Here is a 23,678-nt window from a genome sequence, read left to right as displayed (position 1 = left end):
GCGTTATCGATTTTCCAGTTGCTGTTTAAGTTTTAATGCCAACTGGTTTTTATAGGCAAACGGCACGGGTTGGTTAATCATCAAAGCAAATGGAAGCCATTGCTCTTGCTGATAAATATATCCTGCCAAGGCACTCACACCAATCAAAGTGCCCGATTTGGCAAAGATGTGATCTTCAACTTCCGGCAACAACGATTTCCAAGGTCGAAATGCCTGCAATAACAAAACCAGTTGTTGCGGGCTCAACCGATTTTGATGGGATAATCCTGCACCATCTTCCAGATAAAAATCCTGCCAGCCCAAATAATGCGTTAAATCTGCCTTCATCATCCGCTTGACCTTTTCGGCTGAAGCTGGCGGTCCAAATTTTTCTGCGCTCAATTTCAAAGCCAGTTGATTGGCAATAAAGTTGGTCGAATATTGCATCATCGGGCGGATCATTTCGGCCAATGTCAACGTATTCTGGTGACGATAAAAAGGCGACTCACCATTCAAAACTGCGGAGTCTTTTAAGCTGCGCCACTGAACCTCATTTTTTACTTGTACGCCTGACTGCTGCAAGAAAGCGCTTAATAACTCAGCAAAATACCGCTCTCCCATTCTGGCATCCCCGCCCAAATTAAAGCGACCATGTCGCAAGTTGGCTTGTTTTCCAAGTTCAATTGCCAACGGTGTCAACGGGGTTTGAGATTCAGCAGAAACCAGCTTGCCATTTCTTTTTTTCAAATAGAGTGTATTAAAGTTGGCGGCCAAAGCCCCTGGAATCGCATCATAAGGATTATCTGTATTCGACCGCCCTGGAAGCACCACATTAGACTCAAAGTATCCCGTATCCAAAATAATGTTATCTATCTCTCCCACACCGACTTCTTTCAGCTGAAGCGCTAAACGACGTGCCATTTTTTGAATCTCTTCCGACACCAAAAAAGGGTCTCCATAACCTTTTACACAAAGCGTCGTAAGATCACTCGCATTTCGAGTCACATAAAAATCGGTTTTAAAACGGTAACCTGCACCCCAGTGCTTCAATGCCAAATAGGCGGTCACCAGCTTCGTGGTCGAAGCGGGCACTCTGAGTTTTGAAGGGTCTTTTTCGACCAACGGTTCTTGCTGAGCATTTAACATCAGCGCACCCGTTTCCCGAAGCTGACCCAACGCTTCTTGTATAGAAAGCGAAGCAGGCGCGGCATAAAGAAGCATACTTCCCAATAAAAGCCCGACGCCAACACCCCACTGATGCACAAATCGTTTCACGATATTTCAAAACCTTATCAATCATTTATCTTTTCATTTTAACGCCTTTTGCTTTCGTTTGGTATAAGCTTTCAAGCAACTCAAGTGTGTCCTGTTATTTTTGACCAGGCCTGGTCATTTTTAGCTTCATTTCCCAGCGAATTGCAAACACAGATGCAGTTCAAAAATGATAAGATATAAAAATAACATAACGATTCATTTTACTTATTTATTGGTTACGACGAGAGTCGTCATCTTTGCTCAGAAACGTCATTAATGGGACACGCTATGCAAGTTCAAGACATGGAAAAGTTCTCGCAAATCCTAAGTTGGGTTTTTGCATATTATGAAAAGGATTTAACAGATCTTACCTTCGAAATGTATTGGAATGGTCTGAAAGATTACTCCATTGATGAAGTGCAAGCCGCATTCAATGCGCATATGCAACATCCCGAAGATGGAAAGTGGTGGCCAAAAGTTTCTGACATTATCAAAAACTGTAAAGGCGGCACGCAAGACAATGCGCTCCGTGCTTGGAGTGAAGTCGAAACCGCCATTCGTAAAGTCGGGGCTTATCAGGATGTGGTTTTCCACGACCCATTAATCCACCAAATCATTCATAAAATGGGCGGTTGGATGGCTTTATGTGATATCCCAGATGAAAAATCTTTGGTATTCAAGGCGAATGAATTTAAAAATGCCTACCGTGCACTTTATGGCACTCCTGCGCAACAACAGCCTCCTATTGAATTAACAGGCATCATCAACGCACAAAACGCTAAAATCAAAGGCGCCAAAAAGGCTCCGCCAGTGTTGATCGGTGACCCAGAAAAAGCCAAAGAAGTGATGAAAAAACTGAAAAGCCCAGACAATCTGATTACCATCAGCCAGGCGACCGAAAAATTGGTTAAAAATTTACAAAGCCCTGCCAACTCCGCCAAATAATTTTAAGGCACACGTATGAATATTCGTTTTGAAACGCAAGTTGCTGAAAAGTTATCCATTCATGAAGCAATTTTTCTAGGCTGGCTACAGTTTAACTATGCCAGAACCCCTATTAAAACCGATGAACTGGAACAGATTTTTTCCTTTTGGAAAGATGAACTGCTTTATAAAGTTTTATTGCGCTTGGAAGAACGCAAGATCATTGAAGTCAGGCGCAACCTGGAAGACTTCTGCATTTTCACCATCAACCCAACCGCTTATCAAGAACAAACCGGGTTGACGTTAGAAGCAGACAGCAATTTGCGTGGCAGCGAACCTTTACTGGATGACAACCTGAAAAAACATCTAAAACGATTCCAAGGGACAGATTCCATATTAAACAAAAAACTGTCTCAACTGATTCGAGAAGACACCGAAGCGTTGCTTTTATATGCGCAGGAAGAAGGCTTAACGGCAGAAGTGTCAAATGCCAGTTTTGACAAATTTCTGCATTATGTCGCCTCTAACCCAGACCGTTTCTGGAACAGCGATTTGGTGGCTTATTGGCGCTTCTGGGTCAGTAACAATAAAGAAAAAGCACAAACCGATGCCAAGAACAACGGGACAGGAAAACGTGCCGCCATTGAGCGCTCAGTACAAAGCGCTGCCAACAGCTGGTTAAAAAAGAAAACGCAAGATCCACAACTGTACAAGTCGGTAAAAATCACCCACGAGTAAATCAGATTTTACGCACGAGACATATACTTACCTGTCTCAGAATTGACTTTAACCACTTCGCCTTGATCAATATATTCCGGCACCTGAATTTCCAACCCGGTACTTAAAACCGCCGGTTTGGTTCGACTGTTAGCCGAAGCACTTTTCATCCCAGGTGCCGTTTCAGCAATTTCCAATGCAATCGCAACCGGTAATTCAACCGAAATCACTTGTTCATCCAAGACGATGGCATCCATTCCTTCCAAGGTTTCGGAAATATAGCCCGTTTGACCTTCTAGATCCTCGGGAGAAAGCATGTATTGTGAATAATCAGTCAAATTCATAAACACATAATTCTCACCGTCCATGTAACTGAATTGAATCGGCATTCTCTGACAATCCAGCTCTTTTAGAAAGTCATCACCTTTTAAGGATTCATCCAGTTTCTGGCCGGTTTTCACATTATTAAAACGTACTTTATACAAAGTCGCCGCACCGCGAGACGAAGGGCTTTTACAATCCACCGTCTTGACCACATAAGGCGCGTCATTAATCTCGACCACCATTCCTTTTTTTAACTCATTCGCTTTTGGCATCTTACAACTCTCAACCTTGCTGTTTAAAATACATCGTTCATATCAACCAATGCACCAACCGTAACGGCTTCACACTGAGGCTGTTTTTCAAGCCACGACTTGATCGTTTGACGATCTTCTTCAGTGGCAGAGGCATACCGCTTTTCAGAAGCGACAATGCCTCGGAACTGACAAGTACCGTCCCCACTGCCGCCCAAAACCAAATGATTTGCTTCAATGACATCAATAAACTCATCTACAAACTGTTCAAATGCGTCTAAAGACATTTCTTTAAGCTGAAGAGAGACTTCAAAAACATAAACCGTAAACTCTCCAACAAATAATTTTTTACGCAATCGTCTATTACGCTGCGACGTTTGTTCAATACTCATAAAACAGGATTCCTAATTTGAATCAATAAAAGGGAAATATAGCAGACTTATCTTAAAAAGAATGGCTTTAAACTAAAAAATGACCAGGCCTGGTCATTTTTCACAACTTTAAGCTTGATGAAGCGTAATCGCATCCGGAAAGATTTCTTGTCGAATAGAATCATTCACAATATCGGCCAGGGTAAACTGTTCTAGGTACGACAGATATTGATTCTGAGCTTGATTTAGATATTTCTTCAACTGGCAGACATCATGAATTTTACAAACCGGCTCGTCGCAATTTACAGGGTTTAACGTCACTTCCATCAACTCAACTACTTGCCGCACCGAAATGTCATGAAGGTCTTTCTCCAAATAAATACCGCCCTGCTGTCCCCTGACCGAATGAACCAGTCCATGGCTCGCTAATTTTTGAACCACCTTCATCAAGTGACTTTTAGAAACATCATATCGCTCAGAAATCATTTGAATATTCGACAGTTCACCTTGCTTTTTCGAAGCCAAATAAATCAACACCCGAAAAGCAAAATCAGTTTGTTTGGTTAATTGCATCGCTCGCCCACTCCTAATTTATATCTCATTATATTTGACAAGCCACCAAACATTCAAATATGATGCACCTTTAAAGATGCATGTAAAATGCATCTTTATTTTAAATCGTTAAACCACAAAGGAAATTTCGCAATATGCTATCTGAAAACGTTATACAAACCATCAAAGAAACGGCTCCTGTATTGGCAGAACAAGGGATTGAAATTACAGATCTTTTTTATCAAAAACTATTCTTAAATCATCCTGAACTTAAAAATATTTTTAATATGGCCAACCAAGCGCAAGGTGACCAGTCCAAAGCTTTAGCAGAATCGATATTCATGTATGCCAGCAAAATTGACGAACTACAAGAACTGACTCCTATGGTTAAACGCATTGCCCACAAACATGCCAGTTTATCAATTCAACCAGAGCACTACCCAATTGTTGGAAAGTATCTTCTTGAAGCAATACAACAACATCTCAGCCTTCCCAACAATCATCCCATCCTTGAAGCTTGGGGGGTTGCTTATAACGCTTTAGCAGACATTTTTATTGCCACAGAAGAAGATATTTATACTGCAAATGAACAAAAACTAAATGGGTGGAGAGGATTTAAACCCTTTAAGATTGATCAAATCGTTACAGAATCAAATAACGTTAAATCTTTTTATTTAAAAGCGAAAGATGGGCTTCATCCCAAATTTGACGCAGGACAGTATGTTGGAGTTCGTATCAAACCAGAACAACAAGGGTATGAAGAAATTCGTCAATATTCTTTATCCAATGCACCTGGTGATGATTTTTATCGAATCACAGTTAAATCAGAAAAGAACCATTCAAGTTGCCCTGGCGTCGTCTCAAACTATTTACACGATGCGCACGAAAACGAGACCGTTTGGTTGCAACCACCCACTGGTGATTTTGTCATTCAAAACCCTAACGACCAGCACATGACTTTTATTGCTGGCGGCGTCGGTATTACCCCTTTACTTAGCATGCTTTTACAGCAACTACCAAAAGTTGACGCTAACCAACTAACTTTTATTCAATGCTGCCGCAGTAGCGAGCACCACATCATGAAAGATGCTTTAAACGATTTACAGCAGCAGTATGGCTTTAATTATTATGTCGCTTATGAAGCGGAATCAGGAGGAGATCACAAGGGCATTTTAACCCATGATGTCTTACAGGAATGGCTGCCAAATACGCAGTCAGATATCTATTTTTGTGGCGCTAAACCATTTATGCGTTCTGTGAATGAGATATGTTTAAACATGGGCTTTAATGAAGAGCAGCTCCATTATGAAATATTTGGCCCAACAACCAAGCTGAGTTAAACCGATCGCCCTCTCTTCACCAAGAGAGGGCTGTTATCTTTAATGTGTCTTCACTACTGAATTGGCACCCATTCGTCTTTCAAGCGCTTTGGTCATTTCCCCTTTACTCGCATGCCAAACAGCACCACTGCTTAACACGAACGTAACCAATAAAATCAATAACATCAAGTTACCAGAAAGATATAGAAAAATAGTCATAATGATCTGGCTCATATTGGGATCATGCGTCATATTGTTCGATAAAAAATAACCAAGTGATAATAAAGTGCCACCAATGATATACCCAATCAAAATGTTACGGTTATGTCGATTGACCAGTTTCCAGTTCGCTAAAACATACTGCTTATTTACATCCTCCTCTCCTTTTTGCTCTGAAAGCAATGATCTAGAAAAAGCGTATTGTGATAGCATAATCATTATCGAAATGACGGGAATAATCCAAAACCAATGATAAAGATGAAATTCAAACAAAAACACAACTGCAAATAAATGCACAAGAATCATATTTAAATTAAAAATGTGATGCGGGGTTTTCGACAGCTTTTTTTGACGATAATTTAAATTTGTAACGGACATGCTCTTACTCCTTTAAGATGCAACCAAAATACATCTTAAAGACTTTATTCGCAAATGTCCATAAAGATACATATAAGATACACTTTTATGCAATTAACTAAATATACAGACTATGCCCTAAGAGTATTAATGTACTTGGCAATGCAAGACAAACCAGATACCAAAGTGCAAATCAAAACCATTTCAGAAAAGTTTGGCATTCCTAAAAACCACTTAATTAAAGTGGTGCACCATTTAGGAAAAGAAAACATGATTAAGACCATTCGAGGTAAAAACGGCGGCATTATTTTATCCAAAGCGCCATCAGATATTGTTGTCGGTCAGGTTGTTAGAAAATTTGAAATAACGTTAAAACCTGTTAACTGTGAACAACCGGAATGCCACATTCAACAAATTTGTTTGTTAAAGCCAGCTTTATTCAAGGCAATGGAAGCGTTTTTAACCACATTAGACCAGTATACGTTAGCCGATATTACTAAAAATCAACAATGCTTAAGACAATGCTTACTTTCGCAAAATACGACAGAGCTTTCTGAGAGCTAACGCTTTCTTTATTCATGCTCAACTCGATTTCGACCCGATTCTTTAGCTTGGTAAAGCAAATGATCTAAGCGTGCTTGCAACGATTTTAAGCTATCATTGTTATGCAACTCAATCACACTGATACTAATGGTCATTTTTACGTCATTCGGCCAGATATTTCCCTCAACCAATTGACGAAGTTCTTCTGCTTTTTCAATAGCTTGCTGCAAATGCGCTTCTTTTAAAATAATCGCAAACTCTTCGCCCCCCCATCGCACCAGTAAATCCTCTGAGCGAAGGTGATTTCGCATAAAATGGCTTAAGGCTTTTAAAATTTCATCGCCAACTAAATGCCCGTGCGTATCATTAATATTTTTAAAAAAATCAATATCATAAAACAATACTGACACGGGATGTCTATTGTCTTGATAATGTAAAAGCTGACGCAGTTTTTGATTAAAGTAACGACGGTTATACGCTTGCGTCAACTCATCGATTTCACTGCTATACTTCATCGCCTCATTTTTTTGCTGCAAAACATTAATCGTGTTCATCGATTTTATCAATCGGTCACTATAACGCTTCAAAATAAAGAACATTAAAATCAGAAAAACCAACAAACCAATAATGTTTAACAACCAATGCAGCCAAAAACTTTGCATATGCTTTTCATAAAAAGAAGAAATATCTTCAACCACTTGAAATTCCGCCAAAGGCTGACCGTCATAAGAATCCAAATGAAGTCCTGAAACCACTAAATAGGTTTTACCCGCCTTGTGAATCAACTGCGACTTCTCAGATTTGTGAATCTCAATATCATTAAAGATTGGATCGGAATAAATAATCGAATAATGCCCGAGATCTGAATAGTCTTCCTGATAGTCATAATGATTAAAGGCACTTTTTTTAACCAATAACCGAGATTGAATATGAAATCGCTCCTTCAGCCGATCAATAAAATATTTGGGCTTAACTCCAAATTCCAACACACCGAGATATTTCCCGTTCGCGCCAAAAAAAGGCGTATTGATTCGATAAGAAAGGCCTGTTCTTCCCGCTTCAAAGGCGCTGACTTGGTGACGGTTTTTATTAACATAAACCACCATAGGTCGCGTATCAGAGACATCATCCCCATAAGCATCAGGATTATGCACCCGCAAAATCGTGATGTTATGCGGATCATGGAAATGCATCACGAATAAATTAGGATCTTTCTGTTTCATGGCATCAAAGTCAACTTTGACCTTCTGATAAAGAGCAAGTCTATCTGCGTGATTCACTAAACGGGTAATATCGTCCAGATGACTGTAGTGCAATAACAAAAAGTTATACTTATCTTTCAAATTGGTCGCAGAATCATAAAACACACCCTGAACTCTTTCGGTCAGGTATTTCACTTGGGTATCGAATAATGCCTGATTTTGCTTTAGACTATAAATCAGCTGAAACAACAGCGTAATCACTCCGACAAATGCGATTGCAATAAAGTAGCCCCATCTCGGCGGAGACGAATGAGCAAGTTGTTTTTTATCCGGCACTAATCATTCCTTTGACAATTTCATTCCGCGGCTTGCGTCAAATCATCACTACAATCAAAGCAGATTTAAGTTAAGATAATAACCATACGCATAACTCAAGTATAGCAAAAGTATAACTTAAACACCCCATGTTACCCAATTAACTTTACCACGCGAAGAAGGATGTTGCTTCATGTTTCAAAAACTGACGTTATTTGCCTTAACCATAGCAAGCTTTTCTGCCCAGGCCAATCCTTTAAAAATCGGGGACCTCGCACCCGGTTTTACGCTCTATAACCAACACCAAGAGCAAATCAAGTTATCTGGCCAACAAGGGAAATGGGTCGTGTTATATTTTTATCCTAAAAATGACACCCCTGGTTGCACCACCGAAGCTTGTAGTTTCAGAGATAACGTCAACAAATTGATTCAGAAAAAAGCCGTTATCTTGGGTGTCAGTTTAGATAGCCTCGACAGCCATCAAGCTTTTGCTAAAAAATATCAATTACCGTTTAGCCTACTTTCCGATTCGGAAGGTAACGTTGCTGCAAAGTACGGTGCCTTAAGTGATTTCATTGTCTTTAAGTTCGCAAAACGCCACAGCTTCATTATTGATCCGAGCGGACATATTGTTAAAATTTACCGTGACGTTGATCCTCAAGAACATGTCGGCATTGTTTTAAAAGAACTCAACACGTTACAAAATGCCAAACATTAATCGGTCTGCCAATAATAGTCACTGTCATGTTTTCTCAACACCGTTTAGAAAGATTCTGTCTTTTAACGGGTCTATTCTAATAAGCATCTTAAAAAGGAAACAATCATGTTGAGCAAATTGTTGACAACCCTACTTCTTTCAACCAGTCTAATACTCAATGCATGTGCAAAGGAGCCCGCTATGGATTCAACCCTTCCATCTTCTGAAAAAACTGACAGCATCGTTCTAGGAATGGGATGTTTCTGGGGCGCTGAAAAACGCATGGGAGAAATTCCGGGTGTGATCAGCGTTGAAAGTGGCTACGCCGGAGGAGATCAAAAAAATGCTGGGTACTATGATGTTCTGGGATTGGAAAAAGAAATCCGTTTTGGCAAAAGTGATTTACGTAACCATGCAGAAGTGGTTAAAGTCACTTTCGACCCTCAAAAAGTTGGCCTGGAAACCATCTTAATTAAATTCTGGGAAAGCCACGACCCAACGCAAGGTGACCGACAAGGCAATGACATCGGTACCAACTATCGTAGTGCAATCTACACACATTCCGATGCACAGACAGCCTTGGCACAAAAGACCAAAGAGGTATACCAAAAAGCGCTAGAGAAAGCGGGTTACGGTAAAATTACCACCGAAATCGCGCCCTTACGTAACTATATTACCGCGGAAGAATACCACCAAGACTATCTGAAAAAAAATCCGAACGGCTATTGTGGCCTCGGGGGAACGGGCGTGAAATATCCGGCCACATCTCCAGACAACGCAAGTGCGATGCCAGAGAAGATGCCCCCCGCAGAACGGTTAGTGGGTGCCGACTTAAATGCGGAAAGACAATTGGTGGTCTTTGAAGCGGAAGACTGTGCCTTTTGTAAAAAATTCAAGGCAGAAGTGCTTTCGACCTGGCAATCGGAAGTCCCGATTGTCACCACATTAAACCCGAATGTGCCAGAAGGCTGGACTTTGGAAAAAGCGCTTTTTGCCACCCCGACCATCGTATTGTTTGAAAAAGGCAAAGAAGTCTCTCGCTATACTGGTTACAACGCCGACAAAGAACGCTTTTGGAAATGGCTAGGCTTTAGACTACTTACCCCTGAACAGCGTCAGATCGCATTTGAACAAGGAACCGAGCACGCTTTTTCTGGCTCTCATCTTGATGAAAAACGTCCCGGTACATTTGTGGATCCGATTACCGGAGCGGCGCTCTTTAGAAGCGACACTAAATTTGAAAGCGGGTCAGGCTGGCCAAGCTTTTTCAACCCAGTGGAAGGCGCAATCACCGAGCATAAGGACACCAGTCATGGCATGACGCGAATTGAAGTCCGCAGTGCCAGTTCTGGCATCCATTTAGGCCATGTTTTCAATGATGGCCCGCCACCAACCCACAAACGCTATTGCATCAATGGCAATGTGCTCAAGTTTGTACCGGATGAAGAGAGTAAATAAATCATTCAATGTTTTAGGTTGAGAAGGAAAGCATATGAAAATTGTCATTCTAGGCGGAACCGGGTTAATCGGCTCATATCTGAAACAATTTTTTGAAAAACAAAACCACTCCGTGTCCTGTTTGGGCAGGGAAGTCTTTCAAGCTTCCTTCAACTTAGCGGGAGAACTTAACGGCATTGATTTATTGATTAATCTATCAGGCGCTAATATTGGTCAGCGCTGGCCAAAAGGCTATCAAGATGTGCTTTGGAACAGTCGCGTCCAGACCACGCAACAGGTGGCACAAGTTATAAAATCACTGTCCGAGCCGCCGAAAAGAGTGATTGCAGCCTCTGCTATCGGCTTCTACCCAGAAAGCGATTGTGCACACCCTGTCGATGAATCCACGACCCAACCGGGCGATAATTTTCTTGCCAAGTTAAGTGTCGCTTGGGAAGATGCCTCCCGCCAATTGGCAGATAAAGTATTGATCTTTCGGTTTGGTGTGGTTTTATCAACCCAAGGTGGTGCCTTACAAAAAATGTTACCCCCTTTTAAACTCGGACTAGGCGGTCCGGTTGCCGGTGGGAATCAGTGCTTTTCTTGGATACATATTGAGGACTTAGCACAAGGGTTTCTATTCGCCCTCAATCATCCCGAGATGCAAGGCATTTATAACCTAACAGCGCCGCATCCTCTAACACAAAAAGCATTTGGCCAGACTCTGGCAACCACACTCAACCGCCCTTTTTTCCTTCCCCTGCCCCTATGGCAACTCAAACTGATGTTTGGTAAAGGGGCACAAGTATTAACTCACAGCAGCGCTGTTCTCCCCAGTAAATTAATCACCATGGGGTTTCAATTTCACTACCCAACGGCAGAAAGCGCTTTACAAAATTTACTGACAGCCAAGTCATAAGCGCTCAGAAATGACCAGGCCTGGTCATTTTTTACACCCTCTATAATCATCAATCACAAACCATTATTCTTAAAAACAGAACAGTCTTTTCGTTTTTTAATGATTTTCAAGGACTTAAGAAATCGGTACGCTATTCATATAGCCAACACATAAGATTAAGGTCACCCATGAAACTCACGAATACCGACAAACGATATGGTTGGACCAGCATCGGTCTGCATTGGTTAATTGCCATCGGATTAATCGGCCTATTTACACTGGGATTGTGGATGGTTGATTTAAGCTTTTACAGCCCTTGGTACCATGATGCGCCCGCCATTCATAAAAGCGTTGGGGTTTTGTTAGTGGGTTTCATGGTGCTACGACTCATTTGGCGTTGGAGCAACCCGATTCCGCAAGAGGTATCTGGACAAGTCCCTTTTTTAAATTGGGTCGCCCATTCAGTACACATTTTATTTTATGTCTTGGTACTGGCATTGGGCGTCAGTGGTTATTTAATTTCCACTGCGGAAGGCCACGGCATTGAGGTTTTTAACTGGTTTACGTTACCTGCTGTCGGCTTAAAAATAGAAGAGCAAGCAGATACCGCTGGGGAAATTCATTTTTGGCTGGCCTGGACACTGATTGGGTTTGCGACAATCCATGCTCTGGCTGCTTTAAAGCATCACTTTATCAATAAAGATAAGACCTTGAAGCGCATGTTAACCCCCAGAGACTGATTTAAATTTTAACGACTACTTTTAACTTTTACAGGAGAAACACCATGAAACCCTTTAATAGATTGAGCCCCTTTATTTTAGCCGCCGGATTAATGCTATTCTCAAGCTTAGGGTGGTCTGCCCCCGTCAAATACCAAATTGACACTAAAGGCATGCATGCATCCATCAACTTTAAAATTCAGCATCTAGGGTATAGCTGGCTAACAGGACGATTCGATAAATTCGATGGGAACTTCACTTATGACAAAGAAAAGGTTTCCAATAGCCAGGTGAACGTGACTATTGACACTAAAAGTGTCAACACCAACCATGCAGAAAGAGATAAGCATTTAAGAAGTGATGACTTTTTAGACGTGAACAAATTTCCTACCGCGACTTTTGTCAGTAGCTCTATTAAAAAGACTGCTGACAACACCTTAAACATTAAAGGAAATTTAACCTTGCATGGTGTTACCAAAGCGATTGAAATCCAGGCACAAAAAATCGGTGAAGGGAAAGATCCTTGGGGTGGTTATCGTGCGGGGTTCAGCGGAACTACTTTAATCAAACTGGCTGATTATGGCATTACTTACAATCTTGGGCCGGCTTCTGCCAACGTTTACTTTCAGCTAAATTTGGAAGGGGTTCGTCAATAACACCTAACCGCATCACTTGACTCCATAAGTGAGTTAACCACTAAGGTTTGAGGTGCACCTTAGTGGTTTTTTTATCCTGCCACATAAGCACAATGACGCTTGACACGAAACCACCGAAACTATCGCTTTCAATAGCAATATACGGCAATATGCTGTAAGCTACACGACCAATCGTTGTGTGTTGAAAATACAGCGATTTTATCGCTTTTATTTTATGAGACCTATCTATGACTTTTGCTTCCTTGGGTTTATCCAAACCCATACTTGATGCTGTAACCCAACAAGGTTACGAAACCCCTTCTCCTATCCAGGCACAAGCCATTCCGGCTGTTCTTGAAGGAAAAGATGTGATGGCTGCAGCACAAACCGGGACCGGGAAAACCGCTGGCTTTACCTTACCTATTTTAGAACGCTTATCCAAAGGCAAACCCGCCGGCCCTAACCAAGCAAGAGCATTGATTTTAACGCCAACTCGTGAACTGGCTGCACAAGTCAGTGACAGTGTTGAGACTTATGGCAAGCAACTGTCATTGAAATCCACTGTTGTATTCGGCGGCGTCAAAATCAATCCCCAAATGATGCGCTTAAGAAAAGGGGTGGATATTTTAGTCGCCACACCTGGGCGTTTATTGGATTTATTTAATCAGAATGCGGTCAAATTTGATCAACTGGAAATCTTGGTTTTGGATGAAGCGGATCGAATGCTGGACATGGGGTTCATTCATGATATCAAGCGCATTTTAAAAGCGCTGCCGAAAAATCGTCAGAACTTATTGTTCTCAGCGACCTTCTCAAATGAAATTCGTCAACTCGCCAAAGGATTGGTTAACAATCCCGTGGAAATTTCCGTCACGCCAAGAAACACAACCGCCACGACGGTCACTCAATGGATTTATCCGGTGGATAAAGGTCGAAAAGCGGCTTTACTGACAAAATTGATTAAAGAGAATGACTGGACGCAAGTTTTGATTTTCTCTCGCACCAAGCATGGTGCTAACCGCTTGACCAAACAATTGGAAGGGAAAGGCATCAAGGCCGCTGCCATTCATGGAAACAAAAGCCAAGGTGCGCGCACTAAAGCATTAGCCAGCTTTAAAGATGGTTCGGTACAAGCGCTAGTCGCGACCGATATTGCAGCACGAGGAATCGATATCGACCAACTACCGCACGTCGTGAACTTTGATTTACCCAATGTCGCGGAAGATTATGTACACCGTATCGGACGAACCGGTCGTGCTGGCGCCGTTGGTGAAGCGGTTTCATTGGTCAGCGCAGATGAAGTGAAAGAATTAGCAGGAATTGAAAACTTGATTCAAAAATTGTTACCGCGTAAAACCATTGACGGGTTTGAACCCAGCAATGAAGTGCCTGAAACACGTTTGAATCATCGTCCTAAAAAGCCGAAAAAACCTAAAAAGCCAAAGACACCACACGCTTCGGGAAAAGACACTTCTGACAATAAATCGGATGCACAAGCGCTTAAAAAGAAACCAGCGAATAGAAATCGTCGCCCGAATAAACCAAAAAGCAGTCCGCATTCGGGGTCACCTAAAACCAACCACTAATCTCACCCTCTACCTTCCTGACTACCCCCCAGGCCTGGGGGTTTTAGGCGGGAGGCAAAATCATCAACAGCGCTAAATACGGCACCAAGTTAAAGATAATAATCATAAGCTTATAAAAAGCCATGCCGCTGTAATGGACCTGGTCAAATCTTTCCACTGATAAATCAAACCAAAGCGAATGCATTCGATACACCCAGCGATGGGCAAACGTAAAAAATACAAACCAGATAATCAGCAAAGAAAAATTAAACACTAAGCACCAACCTAAAAAAGCCTGCAAAATTTCCATTGTCATCCTTTCTCTCCCTTTTATCTTAGAGGTCACTCTTTGAATAAAGATTGATTCTTTATCTACCTCATTAAAACAAACCTATTCAAAAAAAGATAGTCAAAACAAAACGTTATAATGCTTTTCTTATATCAATAGAAATCATATAAAGTGATTATTTATGAGTGGATTAACAACTAAGGGGGCTCTAATACACCCTTTCAAAACAGCCAGGCCTGGCTGTTTTTTAAAGAGGTTTATTTGAATCGGCTTCTTCATTTTGAATCAAGGTGGCTAAATCGGCTTTTAATACTGGCAGAAAATCTTGCTGAGGGGTTGCCAATAAAAAGCCCTGTGCATAGTCAATGCCTAGCTTTTTCACTAACTGTAAAGTTTCTTCATTTTCGATAAATTCGGCAATAGTTTTAATGCCTAATGACTTTGCCATCGACACCGCACTTTCCACAAATGCCAGGTCAATTTTGTTTTTAGACATATTATTGATGAACTCGCCTTCAATTTTGATGAAGTCCACCGGGAATCGTTTTAGATACTGGAAAGATGAAAAGCCGGAGCCGAAATCATCAATGGCAAAACGGAACCCTTCCGAACGTAATTCTCGAACAAACTTCTCCAGTAATGCCATGTTATGCACCGTCTCACGCTCGGTAATTTCAAACACAATCCGTTCATGATGAATGGCATATTTTTCCGTTAAACTCTGTATTTTGGCAATAAACTCACTCGCCACAATCGCTTTCGGAGACAAGTTAATAAACAACATGCCTTTATATCCTGACGTCTGAACTTGAGCCAGCGCTTTATCGATTAGCACCAAATCCATTTGATTGACCAACCCCATATGTTCGGCGGTTTCAATAAAACGCCCTGCACTGATCAGCTCTCCGTTGTGTCTTAAACGCATCAGCAGTTCATGCACCTTAATTTCACCTGTCTGCATGCAGATAATCGGCTGATAATTTGGTTCGATAGGTTCGCCAGTCTCCAAAGAATGCACAATAAACAAACTTTGATCATTGGACTCTTTATACACTTCAATCAGATCATCTTCTTCAGGGTAAGATAACGAGTTTTTGCCATTATCTTTAACGCGATATAGCATATTATCCGCCACCATAAAGAGATCTTCTTTATCTTGTGCATGCTCAGGATACATACTCACCCCGACCGAACAGGTCATGTTAACCACGTTTCCTTTTGGCTCAATCAACCGAAGATCGGAGGCGGCATTCAATATTCGATAAGACACTGATTTCACTTCTTCTAAATTACTCTCAGGTAATATCACACAAAACTCATCTCCACCATAACGAGCAAAAATATCGCCTTCTCTTAACACCTGTTGAATTGAATTTGCAAAAGACTGTAAAACCTCATCTCCAAACGCATGACCATACTGATCATTAATCAACTTGAAATTGTCAAAATCGATCATCAACAACCCAAAAGAATAGCCATGAGCATGAGCACGCCCCACTTCATAGGACAACAATTCATGAAAAACACGTTGATTGAATAAATGCGTTAAAGGGTCGCGTGTAGCGTAATACTCCAATTCCTTAGTAAATTTATTAATCGCTTTAATTGATCCAATCACATTCACCAGAGTGGTAAGAATGCTTTCCACCACCACCGAACGGGAAGACTCTTTCGGCGGAAAAGTTTCCACACCTAACCCAACCACTCCACCGATTTTTGGGGTATCGAGAATAAGGCTTTTACTTTGCGTTTGGATAGTATTTTTAATATCCAACGGTTCATGAGAAGCATAAGTATGGTGGACATTAAAAATAGAACCTTTTTCAAAGATTGACACCTTATCTAACAGCTCTTTTGCATGCTCTTCCAGTTCATCTTGCGCTTCTTGAGAAGGATGCCCGAGCCAAAAAACTTCAATCACATATTGCTCTGCATCGTCTGTTCTGAACACCACAAACATAGTGTAAAGCGGAAGAATATGGTTAATTTCATTCATTAATAAACAAATATGCTGCTTCCAATCTTTAATGAGCTCAGAAGACAACACCAACTTATCCAACAACTGGATTTCAAAGTCGAGAATATCTCGGTCAATGGCGATATGTTTTATTTTGTCACCAAGTTGGTTCAAACTACGATTTAAATGATCAAACTCTTCATAATCAAACACTGAACTGCCATGGGCGAATTTTTTTAAATCATCGATTTGTTGAATCGACAGGACCTGACTGTCCAGCTCTTCAACACTTTTGACCAGACTTCTAGAAAACCGTCTTCCGACCCAGAGCGCTAATATGATTGGAATCGGGGTCAAAACCAACATTAATAATAAAAACTCATCCCGCGCCGAACGCATTACTTCGCCCACATTTTGTTCAATGCTCATAATTCCAAGCACATCGCCTTTTTGCGCTTGCGTATGACACTTGAGGCAAGTTTCGCGCGCCAGTAACGGTCTTAAAACTCGAAATTGATTATGATCTTCAGTGATTTTTTTCTGTTTTGATAAAAGGACTTCTTGAAAAAGTGGCCGCATATCCTCGTTAATATCGGACGCTAAAAAACCAAATTGCTGGTTAACAATATCGGTGCGATACATTGAAAATTCTAAATTTTGCTCGGCATAAGTCCGCTTAAGATCCTGGCGAAAATCTAACAATTGATCTCGATTCCACCCCTTACTCATGATCTGGTACATATTGTCGAACGACAATTGACTGAGAGTGGCCGCATTTTTTTCGGTTTGCTTGGCGAGGCTTTCAATAAAAATCTGCGACGCGGCAAACATCGTAATGGAAAAAATAGCTAAGGCGGTAATCAACGCGCCCGTCAGCATGGTTTTGTTCAGATTTTTCTTGCGTTTTGAAAACAGATTAAAAGCCACGATAAAAGATACCTTAGTCAATAAAGAGGAGTATTTTTATAAGATGCTTATTGTGCTATAGATTAACGACAGTTTGCTAAAATAAAATTGAGACAGGTCAAATTATAGTTAAGTATATTAAATCACTTTCATGATGTGAGTGCACATTAACAAATTGAAAATAAAGCATTAGATCGACAACCAGCTAGGAAAATAATGAGTAAAGGTTTTTTCCAGGTTTTGATCAGTTTGTTCCAACAACACTTCTAGCGGTGTCGCTTCCTCTACGCCTTCATGAATACAGCGTAAATCCATAAAAGCATTCAAAGCGTCCACTGACGTTTCCAAGCGACCACAAACCCCAACAGCTGGAACATGATAGCGGCTGGCTAATTGCGCGATACGGTTCGGCAATTTACCAAACTGCGTTTGGGTATCCATTTTACCTTCCCCTGTCACGACCAAATCAATCGAGTGCGACTGAAACAATTCTTCGAGCCGTAATAATTCGGACAACAAATCAAAGCCGGACACCAATTGCGCATTCAATAATCCCACAAAAGAACCAGCCATGCCACCAGCTGCACCAGCGCCTGGCAAATCCTTAATGTCTTGACCCCAATCCTCTTTCAGAACTTCTGCCAGTCTTGCCAGACCATTTTCAAGCGTTTGGTGTGACTGTTCGTCAACCCCTTTTTGCGGACCAAACACAGTCGTTGCGCCTTGCTCTCCTAATAAAGGATTTGAGACATCACAGGCAATTACCCATTCAATCTCATCGATTGGTTTGCGTTTTGTTTCGACCAGGCCTGGCGATTTTTTGATAATTTTGGATAAAGATATTAATGCCTCTCCGCCCAATGAAATGGAATCACCCTGTCGGTCTAGAAAAGCAAAGCCCAAGGATTGTAAGGCGCCAGCGCCCCCATCGTTGGTGGCACTGCCACCCAACCCTAAAATAATTTTTTCCGCACCAAGGTCCATCGCAGCATTCAACACCTGCCCCGTACCATAAGTGGAGGCTTTTAAAGGATTTCGTTCATACGCAGCAAGCAAAGGGAGTCCTGAAGCTTGCGCCATTTCAACAATGGCTGTTTTGGTTTCTGGCTGCCAGGCAAATTTTGCGGTGGTCGCTCGTCCTAACGGGTCTTGTACCACGACCGTTTTCACCTCGGCCAGTTCGGCATAAATCAATGCTTCGACAAAGCCTTCTCCACCATCAGACATCGGTCGAGAAATGATATTAATATTGTTCGGATACGCCTTCCCCACCTTCTCGGCAATACGGCAGAAGCTGACTGCCGATAACGACCCTTTAAAAGAGTCCGGCGCCACTAATATGGTTTTTGGGGTATTCATAAGTCATTACCTAGACAGACTTCCGCGAAAGAAATCGTTTTTATGTTCGCTAAAAATTGCATCAAATCACTACTTGTCAATCCGTAAAGGGTGCCCACAAGGCAGATACGTCATCAACCGTTTCCGGCATCAACCAAACCGACTGATATGGCTGCAACACAAAATTATTTTCCCCACTGGATACGCCTCGATTATCAAGCAAATTCACCCAATAAGAAAACCGTTCAACACCTGATATTTTAGACAGATCGATGAGTTTAATTTCACTGGTTAAATTATGGATGGCCAATAACGGAAAACGTAACCCCTCTTCGTCTCGCCACAATGCAAAAAATGACTGCCCTAAATCAATAATATGTTGCGGCACATCCGGATGGAAAGCCATGTGTTTTTTACGGCGTTGCAAAATATTAGTCAAGCGTTTCAAGACTTCAGCATTCGATGTTCGGCCACTTTCAATCAACGCCTGTAAATAATCATAATCCCATCGGCGGCGATTGATTGAACGGGTCCTTCCAGTCTTTTCAACCCCTTCCCGATCATTCGGAGCCGCAACCAGACTATGAATATAAAAAGCTGGAATTCCTTGTAAAGTCATCATGATATTTTGCGAACAAATAAACCGATCAACCTGCCATTGATCAGGCCCGTTAGAGTGATAAGTCTCGCGGAAAGCACTGAATAGCGCGATATTGATTTCATAAGGTGACTCTGTGCCATCCGGATTTGATTTTGTCGTCACAAACCCACCTAAACGATGCATACTGGTAATCAAATCTTCCACTTCTCGTTCAGGCAGAATGCCTTCAACCGGTCGAACCCCAATGCCGTCATGAGAAGCAGTAAAGTTTAAAAACGTACAGCCTTTTGGTGGCGCATCCAAGGTGCTGGCCCACTCGGTTAAATAACGGCCATCTCCACGATGCAACGCGTGCAACACCAACGGCGCCAACGCAAACTGATACACCATGTGTGCTTCATCTTGCTGCCCGAAATAAGATAAATTTTCTAGATGCGGTACATTCGTTTCTGTCAGTAAAATACTCTCTGGTTTGACGATGGACATCACATCTCGAAACAGCTTCACCATTTGGTGTGTTTCAGTCAAATGAATGCACTTACTGCCTAACTCTTTCCACAAAAATGCAATCGCATCCAACCGAATCGTTTTCGCGCCCTTGTCTAAATACAGTACCAAGACCTCCAGCATCTTGATCAAGACTTTCGGATTTTTAAAGTTCAAGTCTATCTGGTCTGCACTAAAGGTCGCCCAAACCATTTTACGACCACGATGAGTATAAGCAGGCACCAGCAACGGTGTATTCCGCGGTCGCGTAACCTGTGAGACATCCTCAGAGCCTTCCATTTCAATAAAGAACTCATTAAACGGCGAAATATTGGCTTTGAAATCTGTAAACCACAGGCTTTCCCGAGAGATATGATTCACAACCAGATCAAACATGAGTTGATAAGAGTCGCCAATGGCTTCCACCTGAGACCAGTCGCCCAAGTCAGGATTGACTAAGGTGTAATCAATCACTGAAAAACCATCGTCTGAACTGTAAGGAAAAAAGGGCAAGATATGCACATTGTTGATGGCATCTTTGATATGGGCTTTCAAGAAACTGGCTAACGTCTCAAGCGGCACCTCACCTTCCTTTTGGAAGGTATCGCCATAGGTAATCAGCATGACATCTTCATGGGACCAACGAGAAGCAGGAAGAGGCTGTTCAGAAGGATAAGATTTCAACAAATCACGAATCGCCAGATAAGCCTCTTCCGCATCCTCTACAGAATAACAGTAGTTGAGTCTTTCTTTGATTCGACTTAATGCTTGTTCTTTCATTATCCAACCCCTTAAAACTGTTCAGACAACTTTACTGATTATCCAGTTCAACCGCTTCATAAATACTTTCTAGAATATCCGGACAAGCGCTCACAACTCGGTTCCAATTTGGCATAAACGGAACCTCACTGGGTGACTCAATAAAGGCTTTCCCCGCATCCAAAATGTTTTGAGCAAACAGTTCAATTACCTGTTCTTCACTATGGAGATCAATCTTGAGCCCATTCATTTCAGCATCAAATGCATAAGACTCCAGTTGATCCAACGCCGTACGGTAATACTTTGCTCGAATGGTTCTTAAGGTACTATTTGAAAATTGGTGGCCTCTGACGGCCAGTTTTCTAAACAACGATTTCGCAATGTCCTGACTCATTCTCGACAAACCGGCTTGTTTATTCTCAAATGACACTTCCTGATGCTTGTGGTCATACACATTAGCAATATCGACCTGACACACACGGCGATTGGAATAGTTCTTCAAAACCTCCGACATCACCCCAATTTCCAGCCCCCAGTCCGATGGAATACGAATTTCTTTTAAACAATGCACATCCATCGCAAATTCACCCGCCAACGGATAACGAAAACTATCCAAATACGTTAGCAAGTCATCATTCCCGACAACGCCTTTTAAAGCTCTCAACAAAGGCGTGACCAATAGACGCGACGCACGGCCATTCAATTTGCCATCGGCATAACGCGGGTAATAGCCCTTCGAAAAGACAAAGTTGAACGTCGGATGTGCGACCGGGTAAATCAAACGAGCCAATAAGCTCCGATCATAAGTCAAAACATCACAATCATGTAAAGCCACCGCTTGCGCCTTATTGGACGCTAAAATATACCCAAAACAGTTCCAGACATTACTGCCTTTTCCTCGTTCTTTCGGTGCCAGTTCTTTCTCTTTCAGCTTTTCCGTAATTGCCTTCATTCTCGGACCATCGTTCCACACGATCTTGGTGTCTTGTGGCAAGCCTGAAAAATACTCTTTCGCGAATTCAAACTGTTTCTCATCCGCACGATCCAGTCCAATGACGATCTGATTTAAATAAGGTACTTTTTTCAACTCTTCAACGATATTTAAAAGCGCCGGGCCTTCTAACTCACTGAACAAAGAAGGTAAAATCAGCCCCAACGGTTTTTGTTTGCCATGATGAACCAACTCTTCTTCAATATCCTCGACTGGTCGATCCGTTATATTGTGAAACGTTGTTACCGTTCCATTTTGAAAAAAATCACTCATCACACTCCCCCTTGAGCTTTCTGGAAAATTGGTCAAACGGTGTTGCTAAAACTTTTTCAATGGCTTCAACCCAACCAAAAGGTGCTTCTGAATCGGTATAGATGGCATTCTGAATATCCAATCCCTTCCCAGCCGGGTTACAAATCACAATCGGTACATCTGCATAGTTGAGCATCGCAATATCATTGTCACTATCACCTAATGCAACAATCACGCAATCCTTGTTATCAGAGAAATATTCTTTATTCACCAGAAAGTGCATCGCATCGGCTTTATCGTGATGCCCCATCACATGATAAAACCGTCCGCCTTTTTTCAAGGTTAAATTCTCTTCTTCCAGCGCTTCTTTAAACGCCTGCAGATTTGCATCCGAGTCTTGCCATATAATCGGCTCGGTCACTTCTCGTTCCGTGGCTAACAACGCTTCTTTTGAATGTAATCCTGTGTGGTTCATCACACCTGACAACGTCCAATCGCCAAACCCCTCGAACTGCCAACCATGTCGTTTACGAAGGTGCTTAATAAATGACCGAATTTCTTCATACGGTCGACCGATTAAAATCTTTTCTTCCCCTCTTTCCGACAAAGATGGCACTGTCATGACCCCGCCATTTTCAGCAATAACAGGGGTTGATAACTTCAACTTCGACTTCCACCCTTCCAGTTCGGACAAGGTTTTACTAGAATTAAGCACCACAGGAATACCCAAACCTTTCAATCGATCCAGCAACGGTAGAACCGCTTCATAATCATAAGATTTATGGTTGAGTAACGTTCCATCTAAATCTGTAAAGATGATCATCTTTGACACATCTTCTCTCCTTTAAAATCGCATTATTTTTTTGTTTCCGGAACTTTTACCCAACGAGAGTAAAGAGCCAAAGACAGAATAATCAACGCGATTCCAATAATTAAATATAACGCATGTAACATCATCGTCGGATCATTCAAGGCAATTTTAAAGACCACCATCAATGCCTCAATCGACAAGGCGATAATAATTGCAATCAAAAACTTCGACAGCAACCGGGATTCATCTTTCTTATCCGAGTATGCCTTAAAAAAGACCTCTCTCTCTAACAGGGTTTTCGACAAATCAAAAATAGCCAACCCCATCGTTAAAGCCACAATTGGCTTAAAAACACTTTCCAAGGTGTAATCTGCTGGGTGCATCCACTGTATAAAATAATCATAAAATGCATAGCCTATCGACATAATGGAAAAGAACATCAACGACAGACCAATCGCTAAATAAAATGCTTTCGTCACCTTATTAAAAACAGGGTGTAACTCAACCAGTCCCAACCGAGTTAATAACGAAACCACATTAAAATCAAAAAAGAACAAAGAGCCATGATCTTCTACCATCACCGTCACACAAAACTCACCCGTTGCAGAGCTGATATAGGGAGGTGTTACTGAAACATCCTGTTCTTGCCTAGCCACTTGAGAGACAAGATAAATACGGTTCTTTCCTTTTGCCGCTTCATTCAGCTTATTTTTATAGATATTGGGCGAGGTTTGAATATAGTCTGAATTAGCAGTATAAACCAATTCAAGACAAGAAAATATTGAATAGAATTTTCGTAATTGGAGAGTATCTAAATGTAACAGCTGGGCATTATTACAAATAGTTTCAATCAGAAACTTTTCAATTTCTGATTTGTGTTCGTTATATAAACTAATAAATTCTTGCATTTAATCACTCCCAGATTTCCTTTATCTAATAGCGACAGGCAAGCCAAAAAAAATTTTTACATTACATATCAATAAGTTAACAATAAAAAATGATTTTTATAA

The 23,678-nt window shown here is 41.5% G+C and carries 23 protein-coding genes; 10 read left to right on the top strand and 13 right to left on the bottom strand.

The features are described from left to right. Nucleotides 1–3: 3 nt before the first annotated feature. The gene (locus P8629_RS09030; RefSeq protein ID WP_278165800.1) at nt 4–1,254 is read right to left on the bottom strand and encodes a D-alanyl-D-alanine carboxypeptidase/D-alanyl-D-alanine-endopeptidase; all 1,251 of its coding nucleotides are present in this window, start codon (nt 1,252–1,254) and stop codon (nt 4–6) included. A 267-nt stretch (nt 1,255–1,521) separates the two neighbouring features. Here P8629_RS09030 and P8629_RS09025 point away from each other — a divergent pair, with 267 nt between their 5' ends. Further along, nucleotides 1,522–2,178 (top strand): DUF6475 domain-containing protein, encoded by a 657-nt coding sequence (locus P8629_RS09025; RefSeq protein ID WP_278165799.1) that lies wholly within the window; start codon nt 1,522–1,524, stop codon nt 2,176–2,178. A 15-nt stretch (nt 2,179–2,193) separates the two neighbouring features. Continuing rightward, on the top strand, nt 2,194–2,895 hold the full coding sequence (locus P8629_RS09020) for a hypothetical protein (RefSeq protein WP_278165798.1): 702 nt from the start codon (nt 2,194–2,196) through the stop codon (nt 2,893–2,895). 8 nt (nt 2,896–2,903) lie between these two features. Here the strand turns inward: P8629_RS09020 and efpL are convergent, their stop codons facing one another. The 3 genes from efpL to P8629_RS09005 form a co-directional block, all read right to left on the bottom strand. Beyond that, nucleotides 2,904–3,470, bottom strand: coding sequence for an elongation factor P-like protein EfpL (efpL, locus tag P8629_RS09015; RefSeq protein ID WP_278165797.1), 567 nt, complete (start codon nt 3,468–3,470; stop codon nt 2,904–2,906). 23 nt (nt 3,471–3,493) lie between these two features. After that, nucleotides 3,494–3,841, bottom strand: a complete 348-nt coding sequence (locus P8629_RS09010) for a YggL family protein (protein ID WP_278165796.1) — start codon at nt 3,839–3,841, stop codon at nt 3,494–3,496. Between the two features lie 108 nt (nt 3,842–3,949). After that, nucleotides 3,950–4,393: an RrF2 family transcriptional regulator gene (locus P8629_RS09005; RefSeq protein ID WP_278165795.1), complete on the bottom strand. Its 444-nt coding sequence runs from the start codon at nt 4,391–4,393 to the stop codon at nt 3,950–3,952. A gap of 134 nt (nt 4,394–4,527) precedes the next feature. Here P8629_RS09005 and hmpA point away from each other — a divergent pair, with 134 nt between their 5' ends. After that, a complete protein-coding gene (gene hmpA, locus P8629_RS09000) occupies nt 4,528–5,712 on the top strand; it encodes an NO-inducible flavohemoprotein (RefSeq protein ID WP_278165794.1) in 1,185 nt (394 codons plus the stop codon). Between the two features lie 39 nt (nt 5,713–5,751). Here the strand turns inward: hmpA and P8629_RS08995 are convergent, their stop codons facing one another. Then, nucleotides 5,752–6,288 carry a hypothetical protein gene (locus P8629_RS08995; protein WP_278165793.1) on the bottom strand — a complete coding sequence of 179 codons (537 nt, stop codon included), beginning with the start codon at nt 6,286–6,288 and terminating at the stop codon, nt 5,752–5,754. An 87-nt stretch (nt 6,289–6,375) separates the two neighbouring features. Here P8629_RS08995 and P8629_RS08990 point away from each other — a divergent pair, with 87 nt between their 5' ends. Further along, nucleotides 6,376–6,831 (top strand): Rrf2 family transcriptional regulator, encoded by a 456-nt coding sequence (locus tag P8629_RS08990; protein WP_278165792.1) that lies wholly within the window; start codon nt 6,376–6,378, stop codon nt 6,829–6,831. A gap of 8 nt (nt 6,832–6,839) precedes the next feature. Here P8629_RS08990 and P8629_RS08985 read toward each other — a convergent pair whose 3' ends face one another. Further along, entirely contained in the window at nt 6,840–8,348 is a 1,509-nt protein-coding gene (locus tag P8629_RS08985) for a sensor domain-containing diguanylate cyclase (RefSeq protein WP_278165791.1), read from the bottom strand. Nucleotides 8,349–8,520: 172 nt separating this feature from the next. Here P8629_RS08985 and P8629_RS08980 point away from each other — a divergent pair, with 172 nt between their 5' ends. From P8629_RS08980 to P8629_RS08955, 6 genes are all read left to right on the top strand, one after another. Continuing rightward, nucleotides 8,521–9,045 (top strand): peroxiredoxin, encoded by a 525-nt coding sequence (locus tag P8629_RS08980; protein WP_278165790.1) that lies wholly within the window; start codon nt 8,521–8,523, stop codon nt 9,043–9,045. Nucleotides 9,046–9,225: 180 nt separating this feature from the next. Next, nucleotides 9,226–10,482: a peptide-methionine (S)-S-oxide reductase MsrA gene (gene msrA / locus P8629_RS08975; RefSeq protein ID WP_278165789.1), complete on the top strand. Its 1,257-nt coding sequence runs from the start codon at nt 9,226–9,228 to the stop codon at nt 10,480–10,482. Between the two features lie 34 nt (nt 10,483–10,516). Next, nucleotides 10,517–11,380 carry a TIGR01777 family oxidoreductase gene (locus P8629_RS08970; RefSeq protein ID WP_278165788.1) on the top strand — a complete coding sequence of 288 codons (864 nt, stop codon included), beginning with the start codon at nt 10,517–10,519 and terminating at the stop codon, nt 11,378–11,380. 167 nt (nt 11,381–11,547) lie between these two features. Then, a complete protein-coding gene (locus P8629_RS08965) occupies nt 11,548–12,099 on the top strand; it encodes a cytochrome b (RefSeq protein WP_278165787.1) in 552 nt (183 codons plus the stop codon). 44 nt (nt 12,100–12,143) lie between these two features. Further along, nucleotides 12,144–12,734: a YceI family protein gene (locus P8629_RS08960; protein ID WP_278165786.1), complete on the top strand. Its 591-nt coding sequence runs from the start codon at nt 12,144–12,146 to the stop codon at nt 12,732–12,734. Nucleotides 12,735–12,961: 227 nt separating this feature from the next. Beyond that, nucleotides 12,962–14,299: a DEAD/DEAH box helicase gene (locus tag P8629_RS08955; RefSeq protein ID WP_278165785.1), complete on the top strand. Its 1,338-nt coding sequence runs from the start codon at nt 12,962–12,964 to the stop codon at nt 14,297–14,299. A gap of 43 nt (nt 14,300–14,342) precedes the next feature. Here P8629_RS08955 and P8629_RS08950 read toward each other — a convergent pair whose 3' ends face one another. The 7 genes from P8629_RS08950 to P8629_RS08920 form a co-directional block, all read right to left on the bottom strand. After that, complete coding sequence (locus tag P8629_RS08950) at nt 14,343–14,594, bottom strand: DUF6868 family protein (RefSeq protein ID WP_278165784.1); 252 nt, start codon at nt 14,592–14,594, stop codon at nt 14,343–14,345. Between the two features lie 220 nt (nt 14,595–14,814). Beyond that, nucleotides 14,815–17,451 (bottom strand): bifunctional diguanylate cyclase/phosphodiesterase, encoded by a 2,637-nt coding sequence (locus P8629_RS08945; RefSeq protein ID WP_278165783.1) that lies wholly within the window; start codon nt 17,449–17,451, stop codon nt 14,815–14,817. Between the two features lie 168 nt (nt 17,452–17,619). Then, nucleotides 17,620–18,789, bottom strand: a complete 1,170-nt coding sequence (locus P8629_RS08940) for a glycerate kinase (protein WP_278165782.1) — start codon at nt 18,787–18,789, stop codon at nt 17,620–17,622. Nucleotides 18,790–18,865: 76 nt separating this feature from the next. Beyond that, a complete protein-coding gene (locus P8629_RS08935) occupies nt 18,866–20,635 on the bottom strand; it encodes a sugar phosphorylase (RefSeq protein ID WP_278165781.1) in 1,770 nt (589 codons plus the stop codon). A gap of 31 nt (nt 20,636–20,666) precedes the next feature. Continuing rightward, the gene (locus tag P8629_RS08930; RefSeq protein WP_278165780.1) at nt 20,667–21,878 is read right to left on the bottom strand and encodes a glycosyl transferase; all 1,212 of its coding nucleotides are present in this window, start codon (nt 21,876–21,878) and stop codon (nt 20,667–20,669) included. Continuing rightward, nucleotides 21,871–22,680 carry an HAD-IIB family hydrolase gene (locus P8629_RS08925; RefSeq protein ID WP_278165848.1) on the bottom strand — a complete coding sequence of 270 codons (810 nt, stop codon included), beginning with the start codon at nt 22,678–22,680 and terminating at the stop codon, nt 21,871–21,873. Before P8629_RS08925 ends, P8629_RS08930 begins: the two co-directional genes overlap by 8 nt. A gap of 32 nt (nt 22,681–22,712) precedes the next feature. Next, the gene (locus tag P8629_RS08920; protein WP_278165779.1) at nt 22,713–23,576 is read right to left on the bottom strand and encodes a hypothetical protein; all 864 of its coding nucleotides are present in this window, start codon (nt 23,574–23,576) and stop codon (nt 22,713–22,715) included. Nucleotides 23,577–23,678 lie beyond the last annotated feature (102 nt).

It is taken from the genome of Hydrogenovibrio sp. 3SP14C1, assembly GCF_029625905.1.
Lineage (GTDB): Bacteria > Pseudomonadota > Gammaproteobacteria > Thiomicrospirales > Thiomicrospiraceae > Hydrogenovibrio.
Note: the sequence above shows the minus strand (reverse complement) of the source record. Positions and strands in the feature narration are given on the sequence as shown.

Excerpts from the sequence above, each read along its gene's own strand:
- P8629_RS09025 (WP_278165799.1), top strand. The coding sequence starts at position 1,522 with ATGCAAGTTCAAGACATGGAAAAGTTCTCGCAAATCCTAAGTTGGGTT.
- P8629_RS09020 (WP_278165798.1), top strand. The coding sequence starts at position 2,194 with ATGAATATTCGTTTTGAAACGCAAGTTGCTGAAAAGTTATCCATTCAT.
- efpL (WP_278165797.1), bottom strand. The coding sequence starts at position 3,470 with ATGCCAAAAGCGAATGAGTTAAAAAAAGGAATGGTGGTCGAGATTAAT.
- P8629_RS09010 (WP_278165796.1), bottom strand. The coding sequence starts at position 3,841 with ATGAGTATTGAACAAACGTCGCAGCGTAATAGACGATTGCGTAAAAAA.
- P8629_RS09005 (WP_278165795.1), bottom strand. The coding sequence starts at position 4,393 with ATGCAATTAACCAAACAAACTGATTTTGCTTTTCGGGTGTTGATTTAT.
- hmpA (WP_278165794.1), top strand. The coding sequence starts at position 4,528 with ATGCTATCTGAAAACGTTATACAAACCATCAAAGAAACGGCTCCTGTA.
- P8629_RS08995 (WP_278165793.1), bottom strand. The coding sequence starts at position 6,288 with ATGTCCGTTACAAATTTAAATTATCGTCAAAAAAAGCTGTCGAAAACC.
- P8629_RS08990 (WP_278165792.1), top strand. The coding sequence starts at position 6,376 with ATGCAATTAACTAAATATACAGACTATGCCCTAAGAGTATTAATGTAC.
- P8629_RS08980 (WP_278165790.1), top strand. The coding sequence starts at position 8,521 with ATGTTTCAAAAACTGACGTTATTTGCCTTAACCATAGCAAGCTTTTCT.
- msrA (WP_278165789.1), top strand. The coding sequence starts at position 9,226 with ATGGATTCAACCCTTCCATCTTCTGAAAAAACTGACAGCATCGTTCTA.
- P8629_RS08970 (WP_278165788.1), top strand. The coding sequence starts at position 10,517 with ATGAAAATTGTCATTCTAGGCGGAACCGGGTTAATCGGCTCATATCTG.
- P8629_RS08965 (WP_278165787.1), top strand. The coding sequence starts at position 11,548 with ATGAAACTCACGAATACCGACAAACGATATGGTTGGACCAGCATCGGT.
- P8629_RS08960 (WP_278165786.1), top strand. The coding sequence starts at position 12,144 with ATGAAACCCTTTAATAGATTGAGCCCCTTTATTTTAGCCGCCGGATTA.
- P8629_RS08955 (WP_278165785.1), top strand. The coding sequence starts at position 12,962 with ATGACTTTTGCTTCCTTGGGTTTATCCAAACCCATACTTGATGCTGTA.
- P8629_RS08950 (WP_278165784.1), bottom strand. The coding sequence starts at position 14,594 with ATGACAATGGAAATTTTGCAGGCTTTTTTAGGTTGGTGCTTAGTGTTT.
- P8629_RS08940 (WP_278165782.1), bottom strand. The coding sequence starts at position 18,789 with ATGAATACCCCAAAAACCATATTAGTGGCGCCGGACTCTTTTAAAGGG.
- P8629_RS08935 (WP_278165781.1), bottom strand. The coding sequence starts at position 20,635 with ATGAAAGAACAAGCATTAAGTCGAATCAAAGAAAGACTCAACTACTGT.
- P8629_RS08930 (WP_278165780.1), bottom strand. The coding sequence starts at position 21,878 with ATGAGTGATTTTTTTCAAAATGGAACGGTAACAACGTTTCACAATATA.
- P8629_RS08925 (WP_278165848.1), bottom strand. The coding sequence starts at position 22,680 with ATGATCATCTTTACAGATTTAGATGGAACGTTACTCAACCATAAATCT.
- P8629_RS08920 (WP_278165779.1), bottom strand. The coding sequence starts at position 23,576 with ATGCAAGAATTTATTAGTTTATATAACGAACACAAATCAGAAATTGAA.